This is a genomic window from Vibrio gallicus (assembly GCF_024346875.1).
Classification (GTDB): Bacteria; Pseudomonadota; Gammaproteobacteria; order Enterobacterales; family Vibrionaceae; genus Vibrio; species Vibrio gallicus.
On record NZ_AP024872.1, the window covers coordinates 435,507 to 461,417 of the forward strand.

Here is a 25,911-nt window from a genome sequence, read left to right on the forward strand (position 1 = left end):
AGCAATCAAGATAGATTGCTTACCCTCTTCTTAAGGTTCTTTATAAATAATATGCTCTGCTTAGTATTCGATTCGGAGCTCAATAGTAGAAATCAGACATCCAGTTTATTTCGAAATCAGAACGATACTTAACCCCTACATGGTAAAGCGCAAAATCAAGCGTTCAAATCGGCTAAATGTTGGTCAGTGCCGTGAAATTGACATTAAAATACGTAAATTGGGGAATTCAAGGCGTGGCGTATCGTTAGCTAGGCTAATTAATATGGAGATGTGGTGAATATGAGTAAATAGAGCGAGTGGTTAGTGCAAACATCGTCGCAGTTGGTTCTTTTTCGCTATCCATCGCCTACCTGTGTGCTCTGCAAATAACGCCAATTCATCTAGTGTACCGACAGCTCCTTGATAATCTTTACCAAAATTACTGGCTAAGCCCATCCAAGTCTCTGTATCTAAGCCGAGTGAGTGCAGTAGTTTCGGGTGCGAAGCGACAATTGCACCGGGTTTGTCATTTCGAATAACACGGCCACTCCAATCCACTAGCTCAATATAATCGAGTAATGAATACGGAATGCCAAGCTGCTCAGACTCACTGGTATCGCCAACAAAACCAAATAATGCCTTCTTGTTACAAGGGTTGTCACTTTGCTGTTCATCTTGATGTGACACTCCGTGAACACGCTCATAAACGGAGGTGTATTCAGACGCTTCGATACTGTCGTTGATGCCTGCGCGTATCGGATTCAAATCGACATAAGCCATGCACGTTAATAAGGCTTCTTCATCAAGTAACGCTTGAGACTTAAACCTCCCCTCCCAAAACCTTCCGGAGCAGTCATCTTCTGCGTTGGCTTTGCGTGCAATAAACTCATTTAGGCTGCGCATAAACCATGAAATATCAATCAGGCGATCTCGCCAATCATTGATGATACTAAGAGCCGCTTTACTTTCAACTTCAGCGCAGGTTTGCTTTTTTAGCCAGCGCTGAACTAATACGGGAAGTGAGTACAACAGCCCCCACCTCCAGCAGACCTCTTCATCACTAAGCTGTTGATTTAATTGCTCGTCGACATGCAGCACAATGTGGTAATGATTTGACATCACCGCATAGGCGCAGATATCCATACTAAATACCGTCGACAAATAATGCATCCGCTCAACCACCCACGCTCGGCGGTGCTCAAATGATTGCCCTGTATATTTATCGTCACCACACAGATAGGCTCTGCGAACACAACGCGAGATACAATGATAATAAGGAGTATCAGAAAGGGAGACTTGAGACTGTCGAGATTGGGTCATAACAACTACCTCCGAAGTGCGCTATGAATCACTTAAAACTAGTTGTGGGACCAAGAGGCGTCAATATTTATGGGTGTCCACAAATTTTCTTAGCGATTGAGGCCGTCAAACACGAAAACCGTTATTCCAAAAAATTCGGATTAAAATACCCTAGCCCCGCTATCGCGTGCAAGGCTAGTTGTGGGGTCAAGAGACGTCAATATATTTGGGTTTCCTCAATTTTTATCTCTCGTAAATAAGATCAGAATAAAGCTGCCCGCGCATTTGATAAACATCTGGGATGATTTTTTGAAGTCTGAATCCACATTTGTGTAGTACGCGTTCTGAGGCAATGTTACCTTGCGTTACAACCGCGCGAAATTTGTCTATCCCGTGATGGCGCTCTGCCCAATGTATCAATGCTGATAAGGACTCTGTGCCATAGCCCTTGCCTTGAAACTGGGACCTTAATAGAAACCCCACTTCGGCGGTGTCCCCATCCAGCCAGAAACCGGTGATTCCAAACTTAACTGAACTATTGGATTGTTGAATGGTGAGGCATAACCACGAATCGGACTCTTTTAGCCAAGGTTGTACTCTATCTACGAACTTGTTTTTAATATCAGGAAGTTGGGGTTGGTCAAAACAATGTTTAATTACGTCTGTGTCAGTATATAGAGAGTGGAACATGTCCCAATCGGCATCGACTAAGTTCGAAATCAACAGATTTGGTGTTTCAATGCATATCTGTGTGTTTGGTAATACCATGTTCTTAACTTTCCTTGTATAGCCGTAACTAGGTGTGGTAGTTGGCAGATTCTTTTACGCCAAAAATATCAACATTTGAATAGAAACTTAGAGTTCTTTAATATGGATTATGGAAACTGCTCTGTATGTTATATCATACAGGCTCTATGAGGCTATGCTCGCTTTTACAGGTAATTTCAATGACGCAATTAGACGATATCATTAACCATGCAGAATCGGTTTGTAAGGATCGAGGCTCTCGCTTAACTACAAAGCGTAAGCAGATTTTATCTGGTTTGGTACTGTCTAAAAAAGCATTATCTGCTTATGAGCTAATCGATTACTGCAAACAGGAGTTTGATATTACGGTACCTGCAATGTCTATGTACCGCATTCTCGAGTTTTTAGAGGCTGAGTCGTTAGTACATAAACTAAGCCTAGCCAATAAATATGTCGCATGTTCTCATATTACCTGCCAACACGACCACGGGGTTCCGCAATTCTTTATTTGTAGTAACTGTAATAAGGTTTCTGAGTTCAGTATCAGTCAATCTACTATGGCCGAGCTGCAATCTTGCGCGCAGCAAGCTGGTTACACGCTTTCCAGTCAACAGTTAGAGATGAATTGTCTTTGTAACGATTGCGCATAGTTTTATTGCGGATACTTTTATTGCTCATATTTTTCAGACCGGTGTAAACGCACAACTTAGCTTTATCCTCAATCTTGCCTGATTTGTGTGTATATACAGGTGATAGACTCATTCGAACTTGATCTAATTAATATTACAATATAACCCTATTTTCGAGTGATATTCTTCTATTGAAACGGTGCATATTTGGTCTTTTAAGCGTCGTTATTATCCCTATTCATATCTAGTAACACTTACCTGCGTTTAAAGAATTTTTAAAAAAAGTGCTTATAAACTCAGGTATTGCCTATACTAATATGCGATTAGGCACCTGTTTTGGACGACATCAAATCAAGAAACGCGACCTATTTAACACTTTTGGCCTCTGAGTCATTGCGTAAATCTAAGGCAAAGTATATTATCCTCATAAATAGTAATACAATAGTATATGAATTAGGAGTTAGACATGACTAAACCAGTAATTGGTTTCATCGGCCTTGGCCTTATGGGCGGCAACATGGTAGAAAACCTTCAAACCCGCGGTTTTGAAGTAAACGTAATGGATCTAAACAAAGATGCAGTTGCAGCTGTTCTAGCTCGTGGTAATGCATCTCAAGCAACTTCTGGTAAAGAACTTGCTGAAAAATCTGACATCGTAATGCTTTGCCTAACAACTTCTGAAGTTGTTGAGAAAGTTGTTTACGGCGAAACTGGTATCCTAGCGGGTATGTCTGAAGGCAAAACTCTAATCGACTTCGGTACTTCTATCCCTGCTTCTACTAAGAAGATTGGTGCTGACCTTGCTGCTAAAGGCGCTGGCATGATCGATGCTCCTCTAGGTCGTACTCCTGCTCACGCTAAAGATGGTCTTCTTAACATCATGGCTGCTGGCGACATCGATACTTTCAACAAAGTTAAACCAGTTCTTGACGAACAAGGCGAAAACGTATTCCACCTAGGTGCTCTAGGTGCAGGTCACGTTACTAAGCTTGTTAACAACTTCATGGGTATGACTACTGTTGCTACTATGTCTCAAGCGTTCGCAGTTGCTAAACTAGCAGGCGTTGACGGTCAGCAACTATTTGACATAATGTCAGCTGGTCCTTCTAACTCTCCATTCATGCAGTTCTGCAAATTCTACGCTGTAGATGGCGAAGAAAAACTAGGTTTCTCTGTTGCTAACGCAAACAAAGACCTTGGTTACTTCCTTGCACTATGTGAAGAGCTAGGTACTGAGTCTCTAATCGCTCAAGGTACTTCTACTAGCCTACAAGCTGCTGTTGATGCAGGCATGGGTCAAAACGACGTACCAGTTATCTTCGACTACTTCACTAACCTTAAGAAGTAATCTCAGATAATCTGATAGATATTATTAAGCCCCGTTATTAACGGGGCTTTTTTTGTGCCAAATTTTGACTGAATGTTAATGAGTAAATACCAGGTTATTAAGCACTAAGAAGATCATCATGCTAACTACTGTGGTCAACAGTACGTTATGAGTTCTATATATAATGATGATGGCTAATATGGCACACAGAAGATATGGATTGTATAAAGAAACCCATAATGTATCTTGCGGCGTAAATACAATTGGCGCCGTGATAGCGGTCAAAACGGTAGGCCCTGAATAACTTAGGATCCGCTGCAACCAAGGCGCAATCCTGAGTGGCAGTTTAGGCTCCAGGAAAAGATAACGACTGAAAAAAACCAAGCTTGCAAGTATGAAGATTGTTATTAAAGTCAAAGCTGACTCCCCTTCACTTTCTCTGCAGCAAAGCCGGCTAACATTCCACCAAGGCTTGAGAGCATAAGAGCCCCTTCAATGTTTAATAGATGAAGTCCCACCGATAGGAACAAGGCGACCAGTACAGCGATTAACGTCGGAGAGTCCTTAATTGCGGGTACGACTAAAGCGATAAAGGTGGCGGCTACCGCAAACTCCAACCCTAATTCGCTTAAAATAGGAAGATAACTTCCGGCCACAATGCCAACTAAGGTTGCGATATTCCAGCATAAATAAAAGCTCAGTCCTGCGCCAAGCGCATACCAAGTGTTAAACCTATCTTTTGATTGATTACCGCAGATAGCAAACAGTTCATCTGTTAATAAGAAACCGAGGATCAAACGCCATTTCAATGACAATGGGCTAATCCGATCGCGCATCGATACACTATATAAAAAGTGCCTTGAAGTGATAAACAGCGTAGTTAGCAGCATGGTTACCATTCCAGCGCCTGCCTTTAGCATCCCAGTGATGACCAGTTGTGCTGATCCAGCAAACAAGATAGTTGATAATGCCTGACTCTCTAACGGGCTTAGCCCTGAGTCGATGGCATATGAGCCTGCTAATAGGCCCCAAGGAATGACCGCAACACTTAAAGGGATCATAGCAATAGCGCCTTTAAGTGCGTATTTTTTGTGACTTTTAGTTGTCATCTTCTCTCGATGTTTTATCTAGGTATTAAAACACAAAAAGCCTCTATTTTAAGAGGCTCTCTTAAATAGTGGGATGGAGATTAACCGCCAGCAAGTTTAACGGTAAAATTTTTCTTTTCTAAGTGTAGTTTGATCTTGTCTCTGTTATCGCCTTGAATTTCGATAACGCCGTCTTTGACCGACCCACCACAACCGCATACTTTTTTAAGTTCCGCAGCCATCAACTTAAGCCCTACATCATCAAGATCTAAACCGGTAACTAAACACACGCCCTTGCCTTTGCGACCTTTAGTTTGTCTTTGAATTCGTACCACGCCATCACCTTTTTCGCGCTGTACTTTCTCTTGTTCTGGTTTGATTCTGCCAACTTCGGTTGAATATACGAGACTCATGGATATGCCCTAATAATTTGTGATAGTTAATATTATCATTTTTACGAACGAAGCTCAGCGTTGATCGCAGTGTTGGTTGAAAAATTGATGAAGTCTCTGTGTGTATCACTATAGAATAGAAGCCAGGTAATACATTGGATATTTGGCGCGATTTGGTTTATTGTTAAGACATACAATATATTAGTTATAGTGCGTTAGATGAGAAAGAAGTGTATCCCCATCGTTGATGTTCAAATGCGGCAATTGAGCTGTGCCAGATTTAACTCCTTGGTCTCAATTGAAGATTTAAATCAATTAACCGTGCAGCAATATAGCCACAACTCATTGTTATCTATGACAAATGATTGGAACCACTTTGTGGAGTTTTGCCATAACAATAACGTAGTTGCCCTACCGGCTTCGACTATCGCAGTTAGGTTGTTTCTCGACAAGCAAGCCAAGACCAAGAAGTACTCCACAATCAAACGTACTGCCATTAGCATAGGGTTAGTGCATCGTTTTCACGACCACAAAGACCCATGTAATCACCGGCAGATTAAGCTAAATATGGCGCAAACTCGTTTAGATAAAAAAGGCGACGCTCGTCAAGCCCCCTCTTTTGACCGACAACATTTGCAGATACTACAACAGCAGTTAAGCAGTGACAGCGACCTTAAAACGCTAAGAGATGTCGCCCTTGTCTCAGTTATGTTTGAATGTGCCCTAAAACGGAGCGAGTTAAGAGCGCTTCAATTTGCACAGCTACAATACAAAGCGCCCTACTATTGGATCCGTTTTGGCGAACAGACCTATCAGTTATCTCAGGCCAGCAGTGATATTTTAGGTAGTTGGATGCTAATGATTGCCGAGCACAGCGGGCCGGTATTTAGGCGACTCGATCGTCACGGCAATATAGGTGATATGGCTCTAGATGCTTCGTCTATCTACCGCGTATTTCGTGCAATTGAACAAAGGCTTAATGTGAATACCAAGTTTACCGGACAATCGGCGCGAGTTGGCGCAGTAAAACAGTTGTCCGCACAGGGATATCACATAACAGACATCACGGAATTTGGACGCTGGGTTAGTCCTGCAATGCCTGCCCAATACCTAGGTAAACAGGTAATGGCAGACAAAGAGCGCTTACGATTCAAGACCATAAAACCTTGGGATTAAAGGCTGCGTTTTATCGCTTGAGCAAGGAATTCAGAAAATTGATGTCCGTTGTTTATCACCATTTTCGGGAACATTGAAATAGGTGTCATCCCCGGGAAGGTATTCACCTCGTTCAAGTAAATATCGCCTTCTTGGGTTAAAAAGAAATCAATTCGCGACAAATCCTTAAGCCCCATCTGGGTGAAAACGCGTCGAGAATATTGTTCAATGAGCTCAAGTTGTTGCTCAGTGAGTCCTTTTGCCTCAACTTCAGTAACTGCATGGCTATCACAGCTGTATTTTTCTTCATAGGTGTAGAAGCTATCAACCGGTGCGGCCACTTCTCCAGGCGGTGTGACAATAAGCTCACCGTTATACTGATAAGCAGCAACCTCAAGTTCGCGGGTAACTACGGTCTTCTCAACTAACACTTGGTCTGAATAGCCAAATGCGTTTTGAATCGCTGTTGCAACCGCACCCTCTGACGTGACCTTGTAACAACCAACAGAAGAGCCTTGGCGAGCAGCTTTAACAAACAGCCCACCCCATTGTTCAAACGCTTGCTGCGCTTTCTCAATACTGTGCGGGTTATTTTGAGTTAGGAATAAATAGGGTGTATTGGCAACATCAATTGCATCATACCAAAGCTTAGAGGTGATTTTATTGAAGCTATTACTGCTTGCCTCTGGTCCACAGCCTAAATACGGGATGTTAGCCAGTTCAAACAGCGATTGAATATCGCCAGTTTCGCCCGGATAACCATGAATACAAGGGACAATGTAATCAAGGTGCGTGCGTTTTTGTTGATCGACTAACTCTGAACTATGGATATCTAGGTAACATTCATTCCCATCACTAAGTACCCATTTATCATTCTTAAGCTCGACACGAACAACATTAAACTCCGCGGTTAACGCTAATTGTTGTTGCACATAGTCTGCAGAAACTAATGAAACCTCATGTTCTGAAGAACCGCCGCCGCACAATAACAGCACATTAATTTTTGACATTATTATTTATACCTAACTCAATAATTACTTAATCAACTCAAAGCTTTGCGTGTCAGAAAGCTCGCTATCGGAGAAGTTTTTAACAAATGGCTTTAATTTTTGTAAGTCTTGTGGCATCGCTGCGATTGTCGCCTTAGTTTGGTCATAATCACCAAAGTCGCCCATTACCACTGAATAGACAGTTTTTCCGGATATTTGTTTTTGTTGCACCCATAATGAGGAGTCTAAATTCAGGCTCTTAGCAAACGCCATCGCTTTATCATGATCAGACAACGTCGCCAATTGAATGGCAAACCCTTGGCTTGGCGCTTGTTTGTTTGCATCATCAGTTTGTGGTTGTGACTCGTCTACCGCGACAGGTGTAGCTGCAACCTCTTGTTCTGAGATCGCTTGTTGGTCCTGAACGACCGGCTGGTTTACTACTACGTCGTCTTCATCTTGGGCTGCGGATGGTTGCTCTACTGGATCAACAACTTGTGGTTGCTGTTGGAACTGCTCTTGGTAGCCCTCTGATTCAACTTGAGTTTGATATTCATCACTCGAGCTGCAAGCTCCCAACAATAACGCGATACTGATAATGGCAATTTTTTTCATAACAAGGGCTCTATCCTTAAGATTTTATAAAATGATGCCATCATCTGATTGATAAGCAAGGAAATAGTCATTTGATTCGATAATCTGTTGTGATCACATACGCACATTTTACTAATCCATAACAAAAGCCACAAAATATCGATACGTTTTAGATTAATATTAAACCATCGCTCAGATATCTCACTACGGAACTGTGATGGACTCGTTATTCAATCCTAGAAGCCTTGCCATAATCGGAGCGTCCAACCAACCTCGCTCTGCGGGTAACGTGATCATAAAAAACCTGCTAAAAAGTGATTACAGCGGAACTATCTTACCCGTCAATCCAAAACATACCTCTGTGGCAGGGATATTGTGTTATCCATCATTGAGCGAGCTGCCCATAAGCACAGAATTTGCTGTGATTTGCATTGAGCATTTTGATGACGAGATACTGTTTGAACAAATGCGCACCTCCGGCGTACGCGTCGCGATAATTATTGCCAATACTTTTTACGACCCAAGCAAATTCTCTACACTCAGAGCATTATCGGCGCGCTACAAAATCCGTTTGTTGGGCCCAAACAGCCTGGGTATCATTTTACCTTGGGCAAATCTCAACGCCTCTCTATCACCAACCCCGGTGTTACCAGGGAAAATAGCCTTTGTATCTCAGTCAGCGGCAATGGGGAGTACCATCTTAGATTGGGCGGCAGAGAAGAACATCGGCTTTTCAGCCTATATTTCTATCGGTAGTATGGCTGATGTGGGGGTGTCAGAGGTTATTGATTACCTTGCAATGCACAGCAAAACAGAAGCAATATTGCTCTATATTGAACATATTAAAGATGCGCGAAGCTTCATTTCAGCGGCGCGTTCATGTGCGCGGAACAAGCGAATCTTGGTGTTAAAAGGCGCGCGTAATGACGCATCAAAATCGCTGTCGATTCAGCATCACGGTGGCCTTAAATCTCTTAATGTTGTATACGATTCCGCATTTGAGCGCAGTGGGATTTTACAGGTATTCTCAACCCATGAGCTATTTGCGGCCGCAGAAACCTTGACTCATTCTGTTCCTCTTAAAGGTAAGAGATTAGCCATCATTACCAATGGCTCGGGCCCTGCGGTAATCGCTACCGATACCCTATATCGACTTGGGGGTAAGTTAGCGCAACTCAATGATGCAACCCAGGACAAGATAAACAGCCTAACCGGTAATCAATCTAGTCACTGTAATCCGATTGATATATCAGGAGAAGACCAGGTTAGCCGGCTATCTCAGGTATTAGAGCATCTAATGGAAAGCGACTGCGTGGATGCCATCCTCGTTATGTATAGTCCAACAGCACTTGCTGACCCGGTTTATGTTGCGCAAACCATTCTTGATACCTACCAGCGCCACCCTAAACGACAACGAATTAATTTATTAACCAATTGGTTAGGTGAAACCAGTGCCAAGCAAGCGCGTAACCTGTTCGCCGAGGCAGGAATTCCTACCTATCGCACCCCAGAAAGCAGTGTCACGGCATTTATGCACCTTATTCGCTATCGCGCCAGTCAGATCCAGCTTATGGAGACACCATTATCCATCACCAAAGCGCGTCAGCCACTTACTGAGGTTGTCTCAATTCTTGACTCTGTATCTGGTTCCATTTCAAGAGAGGTGGCACACCGAATTCTCAGTCACTACGACTTGAATCTGATCACTCAGTTACGGCCAGTCGACCTTTATATCAAAATGTATAATGACCCTACCTTCGGTGCCGTGATTGCCCTTTCACGATTGGACGATGCACAAGACCATTTACTGACCATTGGCCTACCACCACTCAATCAAAAGCTTGCTCAAACCCTGATAAAAGATGCCCTAAAGCAACAAAAATTAGCCCCTTTATCTGAAACGAGGTTTGACCAATTAACTCGAAACTTAGTCTCTTTTTCGCAGATGGTCATTGATTTACCGTGCATTAGCGGGATAACACTGGCTGGGGTGTTTGATAGCCAACATCAACTCAACTACATTGACGCATGGTTAGAAACCTCAGCCAAGGAATCAACCTTCGCCATAAAAGCCTACCCTGTTGAACTCGAACAAAGCACCCAACTAAAAGACGCCACTAAGGTTACAATTAGACCTATTCGTCCAGAAGACGAACCGAACCACGCGGCGTTTATTAGCAAGGTAAGCAAAGAAGATCTGTATAAGCGTTTCTTTAGTGACGTGGGTGAATTCGACCATATGGCTCTCGCAAATCTCACTCAAATTGATTATGACCGTGAAATGGCGTTCATTGCCGAATTGGACGGAGATATCATAGGTGTGGCTAGAGTTATTACCAATATCCGTAACAATGTGGCTGAGTTTGCGGTATTGATACGCTCTGATAAAAAAGGAGTCGGGTTAGGTAAAATACTAATGCAAGCGGCGATACAACACAGCCGCAACAAAGGCCTTAAGCGCTTAGAGGGGGTCACTATGCCTACCAACCGCGGAATGATAGGGCTAGCGCAAGCATTGGGCTTTAGTGTCGCGGTCGACTTTGAAGAAGGGATTGCCGAAATGAAGCTAGATTTTAGTTAAATAATACCGTTTTAGGCTAAGAATACGGATGGTGCTATGTTACAATCCTCGGCCTTTACCCTGAGCTAACGAGAATATTTTCATGTCAACTAAGCAAGAGCTACAAAATCTACATAACCGCATCGAAACCTGTAAGCGTAAACTCGACGCGGCTAAATCACGTAGCGATCAGGAAATGATCAGTAAATTTACTGATGAAATTGAAAAGCTTACCAAAAAAGCAAATACGCTTAAGCATAAGCAAAGCTACGACATGAACAAGGAACGCAAGACTCTACTTGATATGCCTTTTTCTCGTGAAATTACCAAAGCAGAACAAGCAGATATGGGTAAACTAAAACGCTCTGTCAAAGGACTGGTTGTTGTACACCCTACGACCAAACTAGGTAAAGAATTACGCGTTGACGTAATGACAGGTTTCGCTCCAAAAAAATTCTAATCTCCCCCCACTGCGCGTCCATGACGCGCAGTTCAGTTGTATAAAGTAATCATGCCCACAACACACTCATTGATACCTACTGGTGTCCGTTTCATGCTGTTATCAGCACTCGGCTTTGCCTTCATGTCCGCTTGTGTTAAATACGTCTCCAACCACGGAGTACCCGTATTTGAGATTGTTGCAGCGCGTGCACTGGTATCTTTGGTCATTAGTTATGCTGACGTAAAAAGAAAACGGATCTCCATTTGGGGAAACAACAAGCCTTTGCTTATTTTACGCGGTGTGGTTGGCTCTATGGCATTGATGTGTGTCTATTATGCGATTACGACTTTGCCATTGGCTGAAGCAACGATTTTACAATACACCCATCCCGTATTTACCGCACTTCTCGGTTTATTGTTCTTAAAAGAGACCATTAAGCTACCTACGATAGCTTGCATAGCCCTTTGCTTGGTCGGTTTAATCGTTATTGTCCAACCATCAATGGCAAACCCTACCACAAGTGAATTGCCACCCTTTAGTATCATGGTAGCCTTGCTGGGTGCTTTGGGTAGTTCTATCGCTTATGTGATCGTAAGAAAGCTAAGCAATAGCGAAGATAGCTCTGTAATTATCTTTTATTTTCCGCTAATAGCCCTACCGGTTTCACTGGTTTTAGGGTGGGATACCCTCATTTTGCCAAGTATGAATATGATTCTATTACTGGTTTTAGTGGGAATATTTACTCAGATTGGCCAATTTGGATTAACCAAAGCGATGCAAACCCAAGCCGCAGGACAGGCATCGGCCTACTCTTACGTACAGATTATTTTTTCTGCGCTGCTCGGCATATGGTTATTTCAAGAAAGCCCTACGATATCTACCTATATAGGCGCGGCACTGATAGTAATCGGCGCAATGGTGAATGTATTTGGTCAGCGTATCGCCTTGGCGTTTAAAGGTCGCTCACACGATTAATCAGAGTTATTTCCTATCCAATAACTCAAGATCGCATATCTTGGATAGGTTACGAATAACCCATGCCTTAGCTTTACCCATCTGATTACGCTTCCAAGCCACAATCAGTTCAAGGTTTCCATGTTCACTGCCCTCTATGCGCTTTAGCTTTCCCTGCTCGATTTTTTGTTGCGCAACATGAGTGGATAAAGTGCCAATACCAAGCCCCATTTCTAGCGCTTCTAGTTTTGCTGCAAAGTTGGATACCGTTAGGCGTGATTGTTTTTCCAACACATTAATACTTCTAACTGGGTTAGTTCTGGCTGAATCCGCAATCGCAATCACCCTATATTTGGTTTGTGCCTCGCGATCAAACTCACTACTACGTTTATGTACTTGATGCGATGGTGCGGCAACCCAAGTAAAACCTATATTACCTATAGTTTGTATCTTTGCCTCAGGCAACATATTTCCTATCTTGGGTGTAACGAGAATATCCGCCCTATCACTACTCAATGACTCCCAGCTACCTGCTAAGATCTCCTCTTGAAGCTTGAGTCTGGTCTTGCTGCGCTTACCCAACTCTTCGACTAACGGAAAAAAATGCGAGACCGGGATCACCCCATCAAAGGCGATGGTAAGCTCTAATTCCCAGCCATTTGCTACACTATTAGCATCGGCTATCATTTCTTGTGTTGCGGTTAGAATCATGCGCCCTTTGTCTAATAAAACCCGCCCTGCGGGCGTAAGTTTAGCTCTATGGCCTGAGCGATCAAAGATAACAATATCAAGCTCTTGCTCTAACTTCTGGATTTGATAGCTCAATGAGGATGGTGCACGGTCTAACTCTTCTGCTGCCGCAGAAAAGCTGCTTCTTCGCTCAATTGCGTCCAAGATATGCATCGCTTCTAACGTGATTGGGGTGATCATCAAAATCCTTTTGTGGATTGCTCCGTTTAGTAAATACGAAAAAGCCAACTCGGTTGAGTTGGCTTACAGATAGCTTAAATTGTAAATGAAAAGGAGTGGCTATCAAAAAGTTATTTGTTAGCGTTTATCTCTTTTTTAAGCATAACAACCGCTGACACAATAAACGTAACAATTAACGCTAATTCCATTATATTCCCCACTATATATACAAGATATGTCTAATTCAGACCTGACGTTCCGTGTCCCGAAACAAAACTCTACCAATAGTGTAACAACATATGAGGAAATATTTACATCGTTTATTCGGAATTATTCAGGGTAACCATTCGGATTTTCCGATTGCCAACGCCATGTATCTTGTGTCATTTGTTGTAAACTGCGGGTTGCTTTCCATCCTAGCTCTTTTTCAGCCTTGGCCGGATCAGCCCAGCACTCGGCAATATCTCCAGCGCGACGCGGAGCAATCTTATATGCGATACTTTTACCGCTAGCTTGCTCAAACGCTTTAACCATATCTAATACGCTTGAACCATTACCCGTTCCTAGATTAAAGGTATGTAGTCCACTGCGGTCGCCGACTTTAGTTAGCGCCGCGATATGACCATCTGCAAGATCCATAACATGGATGTAATCGCGCACCCCGGTACCATCTGGAGTTGCATAGTCGTCACCAAATACTGATAGGTACTCTCGACGGCCCACCGCTACTTGCGCCACAAATGGCATCAGATTATTAGGAATTCCTTGGGGATCCTCGCCTAAACGACCACTTTGGTGCGAGCCAACAGGGTTAAAGTAACGTAGCAAAGTGATACTCCAATCCGGGTTAGCTTTTTGGAAATCAGTAAGGCATTCCTCAACCATTAACTTGCTACGTCCGTATGGATTAGTCGCGCTGGTTGGGAAGTCTTCTGTGATAGGCACAGTATGTGGGTCACCATAAACCGTAGCCGACGAGCTAAAGATCAAGCTGTTTACACCAGCCTCTCGCATTGCATCGACCAAAACTAATGTACCATTCACATTGTTGTCATAGTATTCCAATGGCTTTTGCACTGATTCACCCACAGCTTTTAAGCCAGCGAAATGGATAACCGCATCAATATTGTACTGGCGCATAGTTGAAACCAATAGTTCTTTATCGCGGATATCACCTTTAACAAAAGCAAGCTCTTGACCCGTTACCTCATGTAAGCGTGAAGTAACACTGGCTTTACTGTTATACAGGTTGTCAAAGATGATAGGAGTTATGTTGGCTTGGAGAAGCTGAATACATGTGTGGCTACCGATATAGCCCATACCGCCGGTTACTAATACGTTCATCTAAATACTGACTCAATGTGATGTGAATAACGCTATATTAAAGAAACAGCCGCGAGATAGCAAAAAACCGATTAAAGAATCTATACTTAATTCCAATTAAACAATAACTTAATCATACAATGAATCTAAATTGCGACATGGGTGAAAGCTTTTCTGCCTGGACCATGGGTCAAGACCAAGGAATAATGCCTTATATTGATATGGCCAATATTGCCTGTGGCTTTCATGCGTCAGACCCTGATGTTATGCAAACAACGGTGCGCCTGGCCCAGCAACACAAGGTTAGCATTGGCGCACACCCAAGCTATCACGACCTGCATGGTTTTGGGCGGCGCTCAATACCCCATACCTCACAACAGATCACCAATGCTATTTTGTATCAAGTTGGTGCATTGAACGGGATCTGCGCGCTTTATAGTACTGCCGTTAGTTACATCAAGCCTCACGGCGCGTTATACAACGACATGATGACCAATATCGATATCTACCAAGCTATATTAAGAGCTGCCACGACACTCGACCTGCCGTTAATGGTCCTCGCTACGCCAAACGTGAAGCTTGATCAATTAGCGCAACAATGCGGCGTTACACTGATTAAAGAAGCATTTCTAGACCGTCGATATCTAGCCAATGGGTTATTAGTACCGCGCTCCCATCCCAACGCTGTTCTCCATGATTGGAACGAGATCGAGCAACAAATGAAAGGCTTTGTAATGCAAAGGATTACAGCAAGCGATGGCACCTCAATCCCAATTTATGCGCAGTCGCTGTGTATCCATGGTGATAACCCAAACGCTATGATGATTGCATCTAAAGCAAGGCTTATATTAGATGCAAAATAAGCCATACTTTTGTATAGAACATGTCGGAGAATTTTCCATATTACTGCGCTTTTCGTCGCAGATAACACCATCATTACCCATTACGATTCAACAGGTAGCGACAGTAATTCAACATCACTTCCAAGATAGTCTGCACCAGCTTGTACCCAGTTACACCACCTTGCTACTCGAATTTGATCCACTGCGGTTTGAATCAGATACCATCACTTGGCAAATATCTAAGTTATTGTGCCCTGATAACAGTACGTTAGCGACTCCTATACCAACTAGGGTGATTGAAGTGCCCACCTATTATGGCCTAGAGACCGGTTTAGATTTAAACCTCTATCAAGGTAATGGGCTAGCTGTTGATGATGTAATTCGTTTGCACACCAGTATCGATTACCTTGTTTATGCGCTGGGCTTTACCCCAGGTTTTGCATTTATGGCCGAGGTAGCCACGGATCTGCAAATGCCCAGAAATCCGACTCCTCGCCCCTACGTTGCGGCCGGAAGCGTTGCGATAGCGGCCAATCAAACCGCAATTTACCCGAGCGCTTCTCCCGGAGGATGGAACATAATTGGCAAAACACCACTGTCCCTATACCAACCGAAACATCAAAATCCTTGCTTATTAAAGGTTGGCGACAAGGTTAGATTTACCTCTATAAGCAAATCCGACTTTCTACTAATGGGAGGCGTGATTTGATTGCTACTGCGGTCGTTGTTCGCGCTCACCAAGGCTGCTCTATTCAAGATAGCGGTCGCTGTAGGTTGGCACATTACGGTATGAGTCAGGGTGGCGTTGCCGATGAATATGCCTTTCATTGGGCTAATAAGTTACTGGGTAACCTATTTAACAGTGCGGTAATTGAGGTAACTTTGGGTGGTCTAGAGCTCAAATTCTTAAAAGCTACTCACTTTAGTGTGTCAGGAGCCAAAAATAACGCCTGTCTAGACCAAACACCAATCGCATCATGGCAAACCTATTACGCAGCTGCCGGACAACACTTAGTTATTGGGGTACCCAGAGATGGGCTAAGAAACTATGTCGCTTTTAATGGAGGGCTCATTGCAAAATCTGATAGTGGCAGTGTCTCAACCTCTAAAATTCAGCAACTTGGTGGGCTCAAAGGTGATGGTTCGTCTTTGCAGTTCCAAGATATACTTTATTGTAATACGCCCCGCACCACTCTCAAGCACGCCTTTGTGTCAGCGGACTATGTTCCACAATATAGCGACACTATTGACCTGCGCGTGACACTAGGTTCCCAAGTCGACGGCTTTGCAAAAACAGAATTAGTAAAACTATTTACTACACCATATAAGATAACAGCAGCGGCCGATAAAATGGGTTATCAGTTGCAGGGTGAGCCCTTGTTAGCACCACAAACTGATCTAATATCTGAGCCTATAACCCTTGGCGCAATTCAAGTCCCAAGCAGTGGTCACCCCATTATTATGCTTTGCGAACGCCAAACCATAGGTGGCTATCACAAACTCGGCAATGTGGTGCGTATGGACATCAGTAAATTGGCTCAGGCTAAACCTGGACAAAGGGTAAAGTTTCATCCCGCTGACCTTGAAAACTGCCGCAAGCAGTATCAAGACTGGTTGCAATATTTCAACCAACCTCTTAACAATTGATGCTTTTTTAACACTTATGTTTCCAATAAAATTATAAAAAAATGCTTGACCGATTTTCGGCATTTTTTACATTTCCCTGACTGTGCATAACCAAAAGCTGCTAGCGCCCAATAATAAAGGGCAGCGTGTCACTACGCTACCCTTTAAAATAAGTTATCCCGACAGTTATCCACAAATGGTGTGGATAATATTAATTAGGTATACACCGGTAGTCATTACTGATTTATCCACTTAGGGTTGTAACTAATCGGTTAACGTAAGCCCTTGCTATACAAGAGATCCCTCCTTTATAGCGCGCCATTTTTTACCGGAATTAACAACTGACGAATCAAGCTATTAACCACCAAAGCCAACATTATAAAGGTGATAACAGGTAACCAAATCCAAAGCTGTGGATGAATATTGGGCTGTAGATCGAATCCAAAGTAAAGCACTCCCGCGACGCTCGCATCGGCCGCCACGCTGGCTATTGCTCCAGCAATTAACGCCATAAGGCCATACTCAAACCATAAGGTGTCGGATATGCGTTTTCGGCTTGCGCCTAGCGTTCGGTACAAGCGAATTTCCATCTGTCGCTGTGTGATACTAAGACGAAGTAAAGTGAAGATAAGTAGCATACCCGCAACTACTCCCAGCACTGCAAGCACCGTAATTGACCACGCAATCTGCTCTAACAAGGCTTGGATCTTGTTTCCCATAATTCGGATATCTAATAAGCTTACCGTCGGAAATTGTGCTGAAAGGGCTTGAATAAACCGATTGTCTTTATCTTGTAGTCGATACGAGACCATATACGCACCGGGTATATCTTGAGTAAGTTGTGGCGCAAAGATAAAGTAAAAATTGGGTTTCATTTCCCTCCATTCGACCTTACGAATAGAATTTACGATGGCGGTGATTGATTGGCTATTGATAACAAAGGTTAACTTATCACCTATCTCTAACCCCAAGGATTGGGCGACCTCGGATTCCACTGACACGCCGTTATCGCTTCCCCATTCTCCCGCCAACACCTCATTATGAAGTGGTAATTCATTTGCCCAAGTTAGATTAAGCTCACGACGCACCGAATCGGTATCTGAATCCCCTGCAACCTGCTTAGCGTCAAGACCATTTATCTCACTCAACCTGCCCCGAATTATCGGATAAGCCTGTGAGCGCGCTATCCCTTGTTTGTCGATTAGCGCAAGGTAATCATCTATTTCATAAGGCGCGATGTTGATAGCAAAGGCATTGGGTGCATCCGCAGGTAGGGTGCTTTGCCAATCTTGCAGCAAGTCTGTTCTGACCAACCACACGATAGCTAGCAACATTAAAGACAATCCAAGTGCGCCAAACTGAAGCCCACTGGCAACCCATGAGCGGTTTATACGACTGACAGCAAGGGCAAGCGCAGGCCGTAACTTGAACCGACCAATAAGCCGAGATACCAATACCGCCGATAAGGCCAACACCACAAACAATACGCTAATACCAAATAAAACTATCCATACTAAGGTATTGTCAGAATACGCCACCAGCATTGGGATAAACGGCACCAATATAAGCCACCAGCTTTTACCCTGCTTTACTGGAGCAGGTTGCATCACATTAATTGCCGAGGTGTTAAGTAAATTAAGCATGGGAATGCCCAATGCTGGCACGCCAATCAACAAGCAAGTAGATATCGCAATAATCGCGGGGGAAACGCCGTAACTAGGCAGAGGCGTTGGAAGTAAATCAGTTAACGGAATCCTTAGTAATATCTCCAGTAAATAACCTATCCCGGTTCCAAACACTATCCCTATCACAATCAAAAGCAGTACTTGGGTCAATAACCAGCGACCAATCCAATGCGTACTAGCGCCTATGCTTTTAAGCATCGCGACCGTAGTGCGACGCCCACTTACATAGTGTTGACAGGTTAAAACTAAGGTTGTGGCCGCCATAATGATCACAATCGCCACAGTCAATGATAGATACTGCGTGGTGCGAGTGAAAATATCATTGGTTCGACTGCGCGAACTCTGGTCGCGCCAGCGATCGGACGGCGACAGCTCAATCCCCTGCTGTAATTGATTTAGCGCGCTATCCTCTCCCTTAAAAAACTGTTGATAGCGTACCCGAGAGCCCATTTGCAAGGCCCCGGTTCGTTCAACATCAGAATCATGAATCATAGCTGTTGGCATCTGTTGGAAAGGGTTAAATACTAACCCCGGTTCTTGTAGCAGTCGCCCAGAAACCTTAAGGTCTGCGTCACCTATAGTGACAACGTCACCCACATCAACCCCCAACGCTGAGATAATCCGCTCGTCTAGCCATAACTCACCCGGACGGACACCCTTTGCATCTGCTCTTCCCTGCAATTGCAACTCGCCACGTAATGGATAACCATCTCCCACCGCTTTAACCGATACCAGCATCATCTGGTCTTGACTAAATGCCATAGTCGCGAACGAGACCATGCTGGTATTGTTTAGCTTTAATTGCTGCGCTTTAAGCACTAGTGGTTGAGGCACAGGATTGGAAGAGCGATACACAAGATCGGCAGTGAGTGCGTCACGACCTTGCTTAACAATAATTTGTTCCATACGCCCTGCAAGGGCTGAAAGAGCAAATACACACGCAATAATAAGGGTTAGCGCCACAGAAATAGGCCAAAGCTGCCCGTATCGGATCTCTTTGAAACTCCACGCCAATAATCGGCGATTCAGTTGTGGTTGTTCAGGCAATGGTATTTCAGCTTTAGTCGATTCCATCCTTACCTCACTTCATCGGTCGAGGTTTGCAATGTGGAATCACTCACCAATGAGCCCGCTTGCATAGTAAAGGTTCGGTCGCAGCGACTCGCTAGCGCACTATCGTGGGTCACCATTATTAGTGTTGTCCCGTGTTGCTTATTTAAAGAGAATAACTGCTCAATGATATTTTGTGCGGTGTGTTGATCAAGATTGCCTGTGGGTTCGTCAGCAAATAAAATTCTTGGGCGAAGCATAAACGCACGAGCCAACGCTACCCGTTGTTGTTCGCCACCGGATAGCTGTGATGGAACATGGTCAAGCCTGTGTTCTAAACCCACAGATTCAAGTAACCCCTTAGCGCGCAGTTTATCTTCTGCTTCACCACGTAATAAACAAGGTAACGTAACATTCTCTAGGGCGCTAAGACTTGGAATCAACAAAAAGCTTTGAAATACAAAGCCAATATAATCACTACGTATTTTAGCGCGTGCTTCATCATCCATATTGGTCAGCGAGTGGCCTAGTAACGCAACATCCCCTTCACTGGCAGTATCTAATCCAGCCAACAAAGTCATGAGCGTGGATTTTCCCGCCCCGGATGCGCCAACAATCGCAACACTTTCACCTTCTTTGATGTCTAAATTCACATCCTTTAAGATTGTTAAATGCTCTTGTTTCGTAGACACTATTTTAGTTAGCGATTTAGCACAAATTACGGATTTAGTCATGACGCGTTTATTTTCCTTACTCTTATTTATTTTTTCCTTCTCCACTCAAGCAAGCACACTATTGGTTTTGGGTGATAGCTTGAGCGCAGGTTACCAGATGTCTGAAAATCAGGCCTGGCCGTCTTTTTTAACCGATGAACTCGCCCATAAAGGGATTGAGATTGAAACCATCAATGGCAGCGTATCGGGAGATACGACTGGCAATGGCCTAGCTCGCCTTCCGCAGCTTCTTACGCAACATAAGCCCAGCTATGTTCTGATTGAGTTAGGTGCTAATGATGGTTTACGAGGCTTCCCCCCTAAACTGATCAAAAATAATCTCACTCAAATTATTGAAATCAGCCGTCAATCCGGGGCTCAAGTCATTATGATGCAGATCCAAGTACCACCAAATTATGGTCGCCGTTATACGCAATCATTTGAACAAGTCTATCCTACCCTAAGCGAGCAACAATCCGTGCCACTTATGCCGTTTTTTCTGGCACAGATCATCACAAATGATGATTTAATGATGCAAGATGGTTTGCATCCTAAGCCAGAAGCACAACCATGGATTGCTCAGTATGTCGCTGAAAACATTGCCAATATCATCAATAAGGGAAACTAAACGATGAAAATAGAACCCATAGTCAAAGGTGTTGTTGCGCGCTCTGCCCACCCACTCGGTTGTAAGCAAGCAATATTGAATCAGATTAAAGCCGTCGACAGCGCTAATGATGTTCTCGACCAAAGCATATTACCTAAGCGAGTGCTGGTATTGGGGGGCTCTTCTGGGTTCGGTCTTGCCAGTCGGATTGCGTTGGCATTTGGCGCAGCGCAAGCAGATACCATTAGCGTTAGCTATGAAAAAGGCCCCAGTGACAAAGGCGTTGGTACCGCGGGTTGGTATAACAATATTTACTTTAAGCAAAGTGCACAGCAGGCGCACCGAAAGGCTATCAATATCAATGGCGATGCCTTTGCCCAAGACATAAGAAAGCAGGTTATCCAAGCCATAAAGGAAGAATTTGACGGACAGGTTGACCTAATAATTTATAGCCTTGCTACCGGGGCAAGACCGGGAGCAAATGGCGAGTTGTGGCGCTCAGCCATAAAACCGATTGGAGAGTCGTTAACCGGCGCCAGTATTACCTTTGACAGTGAACAGTGGCTTGAAAGTACCCTCGCCCCTGCGACTGAACAAGAGATATATGAAACTCAAAAAGTAATGGGCGGCGAGGATTGGGCAAACTGGATAGACGAACTGATTAACGCCGATGTTATTGCTAAAGGGGCGCAGAGTATTGCTTTTTCTTATATAGGACCAAGCAGTACCCATGCTACCTACCACCAAGGAACGCTAGGCAGAGCCAAGGTTGACCTACATCAAACCAGTCATGCTATTAATCTAAAGCTAGCACCATTTGCTGGTAGTGCTTACGCGGTAGTTTGCAAAGCGTTAGTGACTAAGGCCAGTGTTTACATCCCTACTTTCGCACCCTATGTCATTGCGCTGTATAAAGCAATGAAAGAACAAGGGGTCCACGAAACACCTATCGAACAGATGATTCGCCTATTCAATGCTCATCTCTACCCATCACCGAGAGTGGATCAGGAACGACTGATTCGAATCGATGATCTGGAGCTCAATCCACGGGTTCAAACTAGAGTCGACCAGATATTAAGTGAGCTCACCAAACATAATTTTAAACTACTGGGCGACTATAAAGGCTTTAAACAAGAGTTTATGCAGTTAAATGGATTTGAGATAGAAGGTGTTGATTATGAACATGAATTTGACCTTGAGCAGCTTATCGCTTTAGGGGTACAATAACAGTAATTTGTACCCTTTGCCGCTTCGCGACTATCCTTATAGACAAACGAAGGTGCCCACGACTTGCTATTGAGTCAGTGGGCTCGGGCAATTATGGATGATATTATGCCTAGGGTCGAAATACATGCACTACAAATTCCCAATAAAACCTATCACTCTTGGCAGGACATGCTTGAGGTATTTGCTCAGTTTGCCAAGGCGCCAATTGCGGCGATAAACCGCCTCAACACCAATCAGCTTGAGGTGTATTGCGTTAACCATGACGCGACGAATCCATATCGTGTTGGCACCACTTTTCCGCTAAATAGCAATAATTTCTGCGAATCGGTACTAAAAACTGACCGGATATTAGACCTAAATGACGCCCTAAATCAGTCGCAATGGAGTACATTCGATCCCGTTACCCACTTCGGGATTAAGGCATACCTAGGTATCCCAATTCATTGGCCTAACGGCAGCCCGTTTGGCACTCTCACTCTACAAGACACGCAACCCAATAAGTTTAAGCCTCAGGTATTGGAACTACTGGAAGTATTTAAAGACTCTGTGGAAGCGCAATTGACTGTTATATATCAAAACAAAAAGCTACAACGTAACAACGAAACCCTCACCTCCCGAATTCACAATCGTACCATTGAACTTGCTAGCCTCAGCTATCAACTTGATAAGGAGTCCTCCCGGTGCAAGCAGTTAGAGCGTGAGGTTCACTATCAACGTTATCACGATATCGGGAGTGGCTTGCTCAATGCCAAAGCGTGGGAGCTAGAAAGTAATCGTCTGGTCAATCAAACAGACCTTTATACCCATGAAGTGGCGGTATTTTATATCGGAATTAGTAATGGTGCGCGCATCCAAGCCGAGCTAGGTGCGCGCGCTCTTGATCTTATTTTCAAGCAGTTAACCGATAAACTTGGCCGACTCAGTAACGGAACTCAGATCACTGCACGCCCCCATAGTAGCGACATTGCGTACACCTTGGTTAATCCAATTGCACAGGAGCAGTATGATTCGAGTATCCAACGGATATTGGACATCACAGCGCAACAGTTTCACGTAGCAGATAATCATGTTCGCCTGCAAGCATATATCGGAGTCTCGGTTTCCAATTCGCTGGCTGGACAAAGAAACCTAGGTTTAACCGTGCAAGCGCGCCAAGCAATGCAACACGCCCAACAATCGGGTAAGCGTATTTTATTCTTCGATGAGACGCAAAATGACGGAGGGACGCGTTTCAACCGTATGGAGAGTTATTTTATTGAATCCATACAAGATCATACCTTAAGCCTGCATTATCAACCCCAAGTTTGTGTTCACAGCGCAGTTTGGCAATGTGCCACCACCAGTATTTACTGGAGTCATCCTATTTTAGGAATGATTTCTGAGCTATCCATTGTACAGCTTTGCGATCAACCTGAATTAGCCGACTCCCTATGCCACTACTTAGTCCACCACTCCCTTAAAACCGCAGTAAAATGGCGCAAATACAACAAAGATTTCAGGATCGCAATCAAGCTCACTGCTAGCCAGCTGGCGTCAAACACCCTTGCTGAATTATTACAACAGCAGTTGCAACATTTTAAGCTTCCTCCAGATGCTATCGAGATTGAGATCTCAGAAAAGCAACTGGTTTCCAACCAAGCAGCATTAAGTACCTCGCTCGATGCCATTGCCAAGCTGGGTATAATTCTCACGTTAAGCGATTTTGGCCATGGTCATGCTTCATTTAGTTATCTAAAGCACAGCCCATTTAAACGCATTAAGATAGATAAAAATTTCACCTATAACCTTCAAGGCAGTGCTGAAGACAAGGCGTTCTTACACTCATTGATGCAGATTATCGAAAAACTGGAACTGCAACCGGTTGTTACTGGTATCAAAACCAAGGAACAAGAGCGATGGTTAACCCAGTTCAAAAGGCCATTTGCGGAGGGAGAAATATATCAAATCCCCCTCAACGCGCACGAATTTGAGCAAGCTCTAAGCAAGCAGACCCTCTGCTTGCAAACTTATTCAGCAATTCGTTGAAAAATAAGTATCATTAGAGCCATAGCTAACTAAATTAAGAGTCCTTCCGATGGATCTGCTGATATCCAAACTAAAAAAAATTGAGAAACAAAACTATCGCGCTTATCAACAGATCAAGGGACAGTACGATTTCAAAGACTTTACTCTTATCATAGATCAGGTTCAGGGAGACCCTTACGCCTCTCCATCGCGTTTTCGTGCCATTAGACCATGGTCAGTGACCGGTTTAGATTACCTAAGAGATAAGTCACAAGCCTATCAAATCGCTGCCCGCGATTTTATTGCCCGTAGCCTAGCGCAGTTTGCCAAACAAGATAACGCCATTTCCGTAGCCACCACAGGTCAAATAGTACTCGACAATACCGCAGTACTGTTTACTGATGAAGGCATTGAATTACGCTTTCGGGTAAACCTTCCAGCAGACGGTCGTTCAGTGCTAGGTAAAAAAGCCATAAATCTGATTACATTCCATCTTCCTAAGTACATACGCAAAGCAACCTTGTTGCGCGAACTACCGGCTCCAGCCCTAAATCAACACTGCGAAGTAATTGAAGATCAAGAAGCGCTACGTAGCCAGCTCCAGCAGCACAATCTGGTCAGTTTTATCGCCAACGACGCACGCCTGCCTCGCCTTGCCGGTAATAGCGAACTGCCAATGAAAGATGCGATTGCTTTCACAGCTCCCGAATCTATGGCCATAACCCTTGATACCCCAAATAAAGGCCCGATTACCGGGCTTGGTATCAAAAAGGGAATTACCTTAATCGTAGGGGGTGGATTTCACGGTAAATCAACTCTGCTAAATGCAATCGAGCTGGCTATCTATAATCATATTCCACAAGACGGTCGTGAGTATTGTGTCACAGACCCTATGAGCATGAAGATCCGTGCAGAAGATGGTCGATGTATCCACAACCTTAATATTGATAATTTCATCTCACACCTGCCGATGGGACGCTCAACCGTCGATTTTTCAACTCAAGACGCGTCAGGATCAACCTCACAAGCCGCGTGGTTGCAAGAGTCTCTTGAGTCCGGGGTCAGCGCACTTTTGATTGACGAAGATACCTCTGCCACTAACTTCATGATTCGTGATGAACGTATGCAAGCCTTGGTCAATAAAACCGATGAGCCCATTACACCACTGGTGGATCGCATCTCTGATCTTCGTGACACCGCAGATGTGAGCAGTATTATCGTTATGGGTGGCTCAGGGGACTATTTTGATCATGCCGACAGCGTTATCCAAATGCACGACTATCAAGCCATCGATGTAACAGAGAAAACCAAGATTGTTGTCACTCAACACCCGAGTGCGCGCAAGGCTGAGGGCGAAACCGTATTTACTACTACCGCTGCGCGTGCCTTTAATCGCCAGTGCATTCAGACTATCCTTGCCGATGGTAAATACAGAGTGACAGCAAAAGGCACTGACTCCTTAAGATTAGGCAAAGAGTTTATCGATATTAGCGCTCTTGAGCAGCTACAAACCCCTAACGAGATAAACGCTATCGGTTGGAGCCTATTTCAAGTTGCCCAACAACCTGGCTGGAGCCAAGACCTTGGTTTAGAGATAGATACTATCTTCAACCAACAAGATTGGTATCAGAGCATGCCTAACAATGGCGATCTGGCTAAGCCGCGTAAATTGGACGCATTAGCCACGGTTAACCGGCTGCGTAAGGCGCAGTTTAAACCTGCATAATAATCCTCATCACATCTATTGCTAGCCACTCAAAATGAGTGGCT

The 25,911-nt window shown here is 44.0% G+C and carries 24 protein-coding genes; 13 read left to right on the forward strand and 11 right to left on the reverse strand.

Annotated elements, in window-relative coordinates; all coding sequences use genetic code 11:
- Window positions 1-300 precede the first annotated feature (300 nt).
- Both OCU28_RS13605 and OCU28_RS13610 read right to left on the reverse strand, forming a co-directional pair.
- Window positions 301-1,299, reverse strand: a complete 999-nt coding sequence (locus OCU28_RS13605) for a transposase (protein WP_261818219.1) — start codon at window positions 1,297-1,299, stop codon at window positions 301-303.
- Between the two features lie 222 nt (window positions 1,300-1,521).
- Window positions 1,522-2,046 carry a GNAT family N-acetyltransferase gene (locus OCU28_RS13610; RefSeq protein ID WP_261818220.1) on the reverse strand — a complete coding sequence of 175 codons (525 nt, stop codon included), beginning with the start codon at window positions 2,044-2,046 and terminating at the stop codon, window positions 1,522-1,524.
- 179 nt (window positions 2,047-2,225) lie between these two features.
- Here OCU28_RS13610 and OCU28_RS13615 point away from each other — a divergent pair, with 179 nt between their 5' ends.
- Complete coding sequence (locus OCU28_RS13615; RefSeq protein WP_261818221.1) at window positions 2,226-2,675, forward strand: Fur family transcriptional regulator; 450 nt, start codon at window positions 2,226-2,228, stop codon at window positions 2,673-2,675.
- A gap of 445 nt (window positions 2,676-3,120) precedes the next feature.
- Window positions 3,121-4,002: an NAD(P)-dependent oxidoreductase gene (locus tag OCU28_RS13620; protein WP_261818222.1), complete on the forward strand. Its 882-nt coding sequence runs from the start codon at window positions 3,121-3,123 to the stop codon at window positions 4,000-4,002.
- 75 nt (window positions 4,003-4,077) lie between these two features.
- On the opposite strand, the gene OCU28_RS13625 is transcribed toward OCU28_RS13620, so the two are convergent.
- The 3 genes from OCU28_RS13625 to yciH all read right to left on the reverse strand — a co-directional run bounded on the left by OCU28_RS13625 (window position 4,078) and on the right by yciH (window position 5,482).
- Window positions 4,078-4,398 (reverse strand): AzlD domain-containing protein, encoded by a 321-nt coding sequence (locus OCU28_RS13625; RefSeq protein WP_261818223.1) that lies wholly within the window; start codon window positions 4,396-4,398, stop codon window positions 4,078-4,080.
- Window positions 4,395-5,090, reverse strand: coding sequence for an AzlC family ABC transporter permease (locus tag OCU28_RS13630; protein WP_261818224.1), 696 nt, complete (start codon window positions 5,088-5,090; stop codon window positions 4,395-4,397). The genes OCU28_RS13625 and OCU28_RS13630 overlap by 4 nt, the downstream gene beginning before the upstream one ends.
- Before the next feature lie 80 nt (window positions 5,091-5,170).
- Window positions 5,171-5,482 (reverse strand): stress response translation initiation inhibitor YciH, encoded by a 312-nt coding sequence (yciH, locus tag OCU28_RS13635; RefSeq protein WP_261818225.1) that lies wholly within the window; start codon window positions 5,480-5,482, stop codon window positions 5,171-5,173.
- A gap of 198 nt (window positions 5,483-5,680) precedes the next feature.
- Here yciH and OCU28_RS13640 point away from each other — a divergent pair, with 198 nt between their 5' ends.
- Window positions 5,681-6,637 (forward strand): tyrosine-type recombinase/integrase, encoded by a 957-nt coding sequence (locus OCU28_RS13640; protein WP_261818226.1) that lies wholly within the window; start codon window positions 5,681-5,683, stop codon window positions 6,635-6,637.
- Here the strand turns inward: OCU28_RS13640 and OCU28_RS13645 are convergent.
- Complete coding sequence (locus OCU28_RS13645; RefSeq protein WP_261818227.1) at window positions 6,634-7,626, reverse strand: D-alanine--D-alanine ligase; 993 nt, start codon at window positions 7,624-7,626, stop codon at window positions 6,634-6,636. The genes OCU28_RS13640 and OCU28_RS13645 overlap by 4 nt on opposite strands.
- Before the next feature lie 24 nt (window positions 7,627-7,650).
- Window positions 7,651-8,220: an SPOR domain-containing protein gene (locus OCU28_RS13650; RefSeq protein ID WP_261818228.1), complete on the reverse strand. Its 570-nt coding sequence runs from the start codon at window positions 8,218-8,220 to the stop codon at window positions 7,651-7,653.
- A 196-nt stretch (window positions 8,221-8,416) separates the two neighbouring features.
- Here OCU28_RS13650 and OCU28_RS13655 point away from each other — a divergent pair, with 196 nt between their 5' ends.
- From OCU28_RS13655 to OCU28_RS13665, 3 genes are all read left to right on the forward strand, one after another.
- Window positions 8,417-10,780 (forward strand): bifunctional acetate--CoA ligase family protein/GNAT family N-acetyltransferase, encoded by a 2,364-nt coding sequence (locus OCU28_RS13655; protein WP_261818229.1) that lies wholly within the window; start codon window positions 8,417-8,419, stop codon window positions 10,778-10,780.
- 82 nt (window positions 10,781-10,862) lie between these two features.
- Window positions 10,863-11,219, forward strand: a complete 357-nt coding sequence (locus tag OCU28_RS13660) for a YibL family ribosome-associated protein (RefSeq protein ID WP_261818230.1) — start codon at window positions 10,863-10,865, stop codon at window positions 11,217-11,219.
- Window positions 11,220-11,270: 51 nt separating this feature from the next.
- Window positions 11,271-12,176 carry a DMT family transporter gene (locus OCU28_RS13665; RefSeq protein WP_261818231.1) on the forward strand — a complete coding sequence of 302 codons (906 nt, stop codon included), beginning with the start codon at window positions 11,271-11,273 and terminating at the stop codon, window positions 12,174-12,176.
- A 6-nt stretch (window positions 12,177-12,182) separates the two neighbouring features.
- Here the strand turns inward: OCU28_RS13665 and OCU28_RS13670 are convergent, their stop codons facing one another.
- Together OCU28_RS13670 and galE are read right to left on the reverse strand one after the other, a co-directional pair.
- A complete protein-coding gene (locus tag OCU28_RS13670) occupies window positions 12,183-13,085 on the reverse strand; it encodes a LysR family transcriptional regulator (RefSeq protein ID WP_261818232.1) in 903 nt (300 codons plus the stop codon).
- A gap of 309 nt (window positions 13,086-13,394) precedes the next feature.
- Entirely contained in the window at window positions 13,395-14,408 is a 1,014-nt protein-coding gene (galE, locus tag OCU28_RS13675; RefSeq protein WP_261818233.1) for a UDP-glucose 4-epimerase GalE, read from the reverse strand.
- A 119-nt stretch (window positions 14,409-14,527) separates the two neighbouring features.
- On the opposite strand from galE, the gene OCU28_RS13680 reads away from it, so the two are divergent.
- Genes OCU28_RS13680 through OCU28_RS13690 form a run of 3 tightly spaced genes read left to right on the forward strand, consistent with a single transcriptional unit; the run spans window position 14,528 to window position 16,876 of the window.
- Window positions 14,528-15,250 carry a 5-oxoprolinase subunit PxpA gene (locus OCU28_RS13680; RefSeq protein ID WP_261818234.1) on the forward strand — a complete coding sequence of 241 codons (723 nt, stop codon included), beginning with the start codon at window positions 14,528-14,530 and terminating at the stop codon, window positions 15,248-15,250.
- A complete protein-coding gene (gene pxpB / locus OCU28_RS13685) occupies window positions 15,240-15,938 on the forward strand; it encodes a 5-oxoprolinase subunit PxpB (RefSeq protein ID WP_261818235.1) in 699 nt (232 codons plus the stop codon). Before OCU28_RS13680 ends, pxpB begins: the two co-directional genes overlap by 11 nt.
- Window positions 15,935-16,876, forward strand: coding sequence for a 5-oxoprolinase subunit C family protein (locus tag OCU28_RS13690; protein ID WP_261818236.1), 942 nt, complete (start codon window positions 15,935-15,937; stop codon window positions 16,874-16,876). Before pxpB ends, OCU28_RS13690 begins: the two co-directional genes overlap by 4 nt.
- A gap of 287 nt (window positions 16,877-17,163) precedes the next feature.
- Here the strand turns inward: OCU28_RS13690 and OCU28_RS13695 are convergent, their stop codons facing one another.
- Together OCU28_RS13695 and OCU28_RS13700 are read right to left on the reverse strand one after the other, a co-directional pair.
- Window positions 17,164-19,614, reverse strand: coding sequence for an ABC transporter permease (locus OCU28_RS13695; protein ID WP_261818237.1), 2,451 nt, complete (start codon window positions 19,612-19,614; stop codon window positions 17,164-17,166).
- A 2-nt stretch (window positions 19,615-19,616) separates the two neighbouring features.
- Window positions 19,617-20,324 (reverse strand): ABC transporter ATP-binding protein, encoded by a 708-nt coding sequence (locus OCU28_RS13700; RefSeq protein ID WP_261818238.1) that lies wholly within the window; start codon window positions 20,322-20,324, stop codon window positions 19,617-19,619.
- Here OCU28_RS13700 and OCU28_RS13705 point away from each other — a divergent pair.
- The 4 genes from OCU28_RS13705 to OCU28_RS13720 all read left to right on the forward strand — a co-directional run bounded on the left by OCU28_RS13705 (window position 20,323) and on the right by OCU28_RS13720 (window position 25,867).
- The gene (locus OCU28_RS13705) at window positions 20,323-20,931 is read left to right on the forward strand and encodes an arylesterase (protein ID WP_261818239.1); all 609 of its coding nucleotides are present in this window, start codon (window positions 20,323-20,325) and stop codon (window positions 20,929-20,931) included. The genes OCU28_RS13700 and OCU28_RS13705 overlap by 2 nt on opposite strands.
- A 3-nt stretch (window positions 20,932-20,934) precedes the next feature.
- Entirely contained in the window at window positions 20,935-22,137 is a 1,203-nt protein-coding gene (gene fabV / locus OCU28_RS13710) for an enoyl-ACP reductase FabV (RefSeq protein ID WP_261818240.1), read from the forward strand.
- A gap of 105 nt (window positions 22,138-22,242) precedes the next feature.
- Window positions 22,243-24,162, forward strand: a complete 1,920-nt coding sequence (locus OCU28_RS13715) for a sensor domain-containing phosphodiesterase (protein ID WP_261818241.1) — start codon at window positions 22,243-22,245, stop codon at window positions 24,160-24,162.
- Window positions 24,163-24,211: 49 nt separating this feature from the next.
- Window positions 24,212-25,867: an ABC-ATPase domain-containing protein gene (locus OCU28_RS13720; protein ID WP_261818242.1), complete on the forward strand. Its 1,656-nt coding sequence runs from the start codon at window positions 24,212-24,214 to the stop codon at window positions 25,865-25,867.
- The last annotated feature ends 44 nt before the right edge of the window (window positions 25,868-25,911 follow it).

What these genes read in the sequence shown, in the direction of transcription:
- OCU28_RS13715 (WP_261818241.1), top strand. Translation starts at nt 22,243, where the DNA reads ATGCCTAGGGTCGAAATACATGCACTACAAATTCCCAATAAAACCTAT.
- OCU28_RS13655 (WP_261818229.1), top strand. Translation starts at nt 8,417, where the DNA reads ATGGACTCGTTATTCAATCCTAGAAGCCTTGCCATAATCGGAGCGTCC.
- OCU28_RS13630 (WP_261818224.1), bottom strand. Translation starts at nt 5,090, where the DNA reads ATGACAACTAAAAGTCACAAAAAATACGCACTTAAAGGCGCTATTGCT.
- OCU28_RS13670 (WP_261818232.1), bottom strand. Translation starts at nt 13,085, where the DNA reads ATGATCACCCCAATCACGTTAGAAGCGATGCATATCTTGGACGCAATT.
- OCU28_RS13615 (WP_261818221.1), top strand. Translation starts at nt 2,226, where the DNA reads ATGACGCAATTAGACGATATCATTAACCATGCAGAATCGGTTTGTAAG.
- OCU28_RS13650 (WP_261818228.1), bottom strand. Translation starts at nt 8,220, where the DNA reads ATGAAAAAAATTGCCATTATCAGTATCGCGTTATTGTTGGGAGCTTGC.
- OCU28_RS13700 (WP_261818238.1), bottom strand. Translation starts at nt 20,324, where the DNA reads ATGACTAAATCCGTAATTTGTGCTAAATCGCTAACTAAAATAGTGTCT.
- OCU28_RS13665 (WP_261818231.1), top strand. Translation starts at nt 11,271, where the DNA reads ATGCCCACAACACACTCATTGATACCTACTGGTGTCCGTTTCATGCTG.
- OCU28_RS13620 (WP_261818222.1), top strand. Translation starts at nt 3,121, where the DNA reads ATGACTAAACCAGTAATTGGTTTCATCGGCCTTGGCCTTATGGGCGGC.
- OCU28_RS13605 (WP_261818219.1), bottom strand. Translation starts at nt 1,299, where the DNA reads ATGACCCAATCTCGACAGTCTCAAGTCTCCCTTTCTGATACTCCTTAT.
- OCU28_RS13680 (WP_261818234.1), top strand. Translation starts at nt 14,528, where the DNA reads ATGAATCTAAATTGCGACATGGGTGAAAGCTTTTCTGCCTGGACCATG.
- OCU28_RS13645 (WP_261818227.1), bottom strand. Translation starts at nt 7,626, where the DNA reads ATGTCAAAAATTAATGTGCTGTTATTGTGCGGCGGCGGTTCTTCAGAA.
- OCU28_RS13695 (WP_261818237.1), bottom strand. Translation starts at nt 19,614, where the DNA reads ATGGAATCGACTAAAGCTGAAATACCATTGCCTGAACAACCACAACTG.
- OCU28_RS13660 (WP_261818230.1), top strand. Translation starts at nt 10,863, where the DNA reads ATGTCAACTAAGCAAGAGCTACAAAATCTACATAACCGCATCGAAACC.
- yciH (WP_261818225.1), bottom strand. Translation starts at nt 5,482, where the DNA reads ATGAGTCTCGTATATTCAACCGAAGTTGGCAGAATCAAACCAGAACAA.
- OCU28_RS13705 (WP_261818239.1), top strand. Translation starts at nt 20,323, where the DNA reads ATGACGCGTTTATTTTCCTTACTCTTATTTATTTTTTCCTTCTCCACT.
- OCU28_RS13720 (WP_261818242.1), top strand. Translation starts at nt 24,212, where the DNA reads ATGGATCTGCTGATATCCAAACTAAAAAAAATTGAGAAACAAAACTAT.
- OCU28_RS13640 (WP_261818226.1), top strand. Translation starts at nt 5,681, where the DNA reads ATGAGAAAGAAGTGTATCCCCATCGTTGATGTTCAAATGCGGCAATTG.
- galE (WP_261818233.1), bottom strand. Translation starts at nt 14,408, where the DNA reads ATGAACGTATTAGTAACCGGCGGTATGGGCTATATCGGTAGCCACACA.
- fabV (WP_261818240.1), top strand. Translation starts at nt 20,935, where the DNA reads ATGAAAATAGAACCCATAGTCAAAGGTGTTGTTGCGCGCTCTGCCCAC.
- pxpB (WP_261818235.1), top strand. Translation starts at nt 15,240, where the DNA reads ATGCAAAATAAGCCATACTTTTGTATAGAACATGTCGGAGAATTTTCC.
- OCU28_RS13610 (WP_261818220.1), bottom strand. Translation starts at nt 2,046, where the DNA reads ATGGTATTACCAAACACACAGATATGCATTGAAACACCAAATCTGTTG.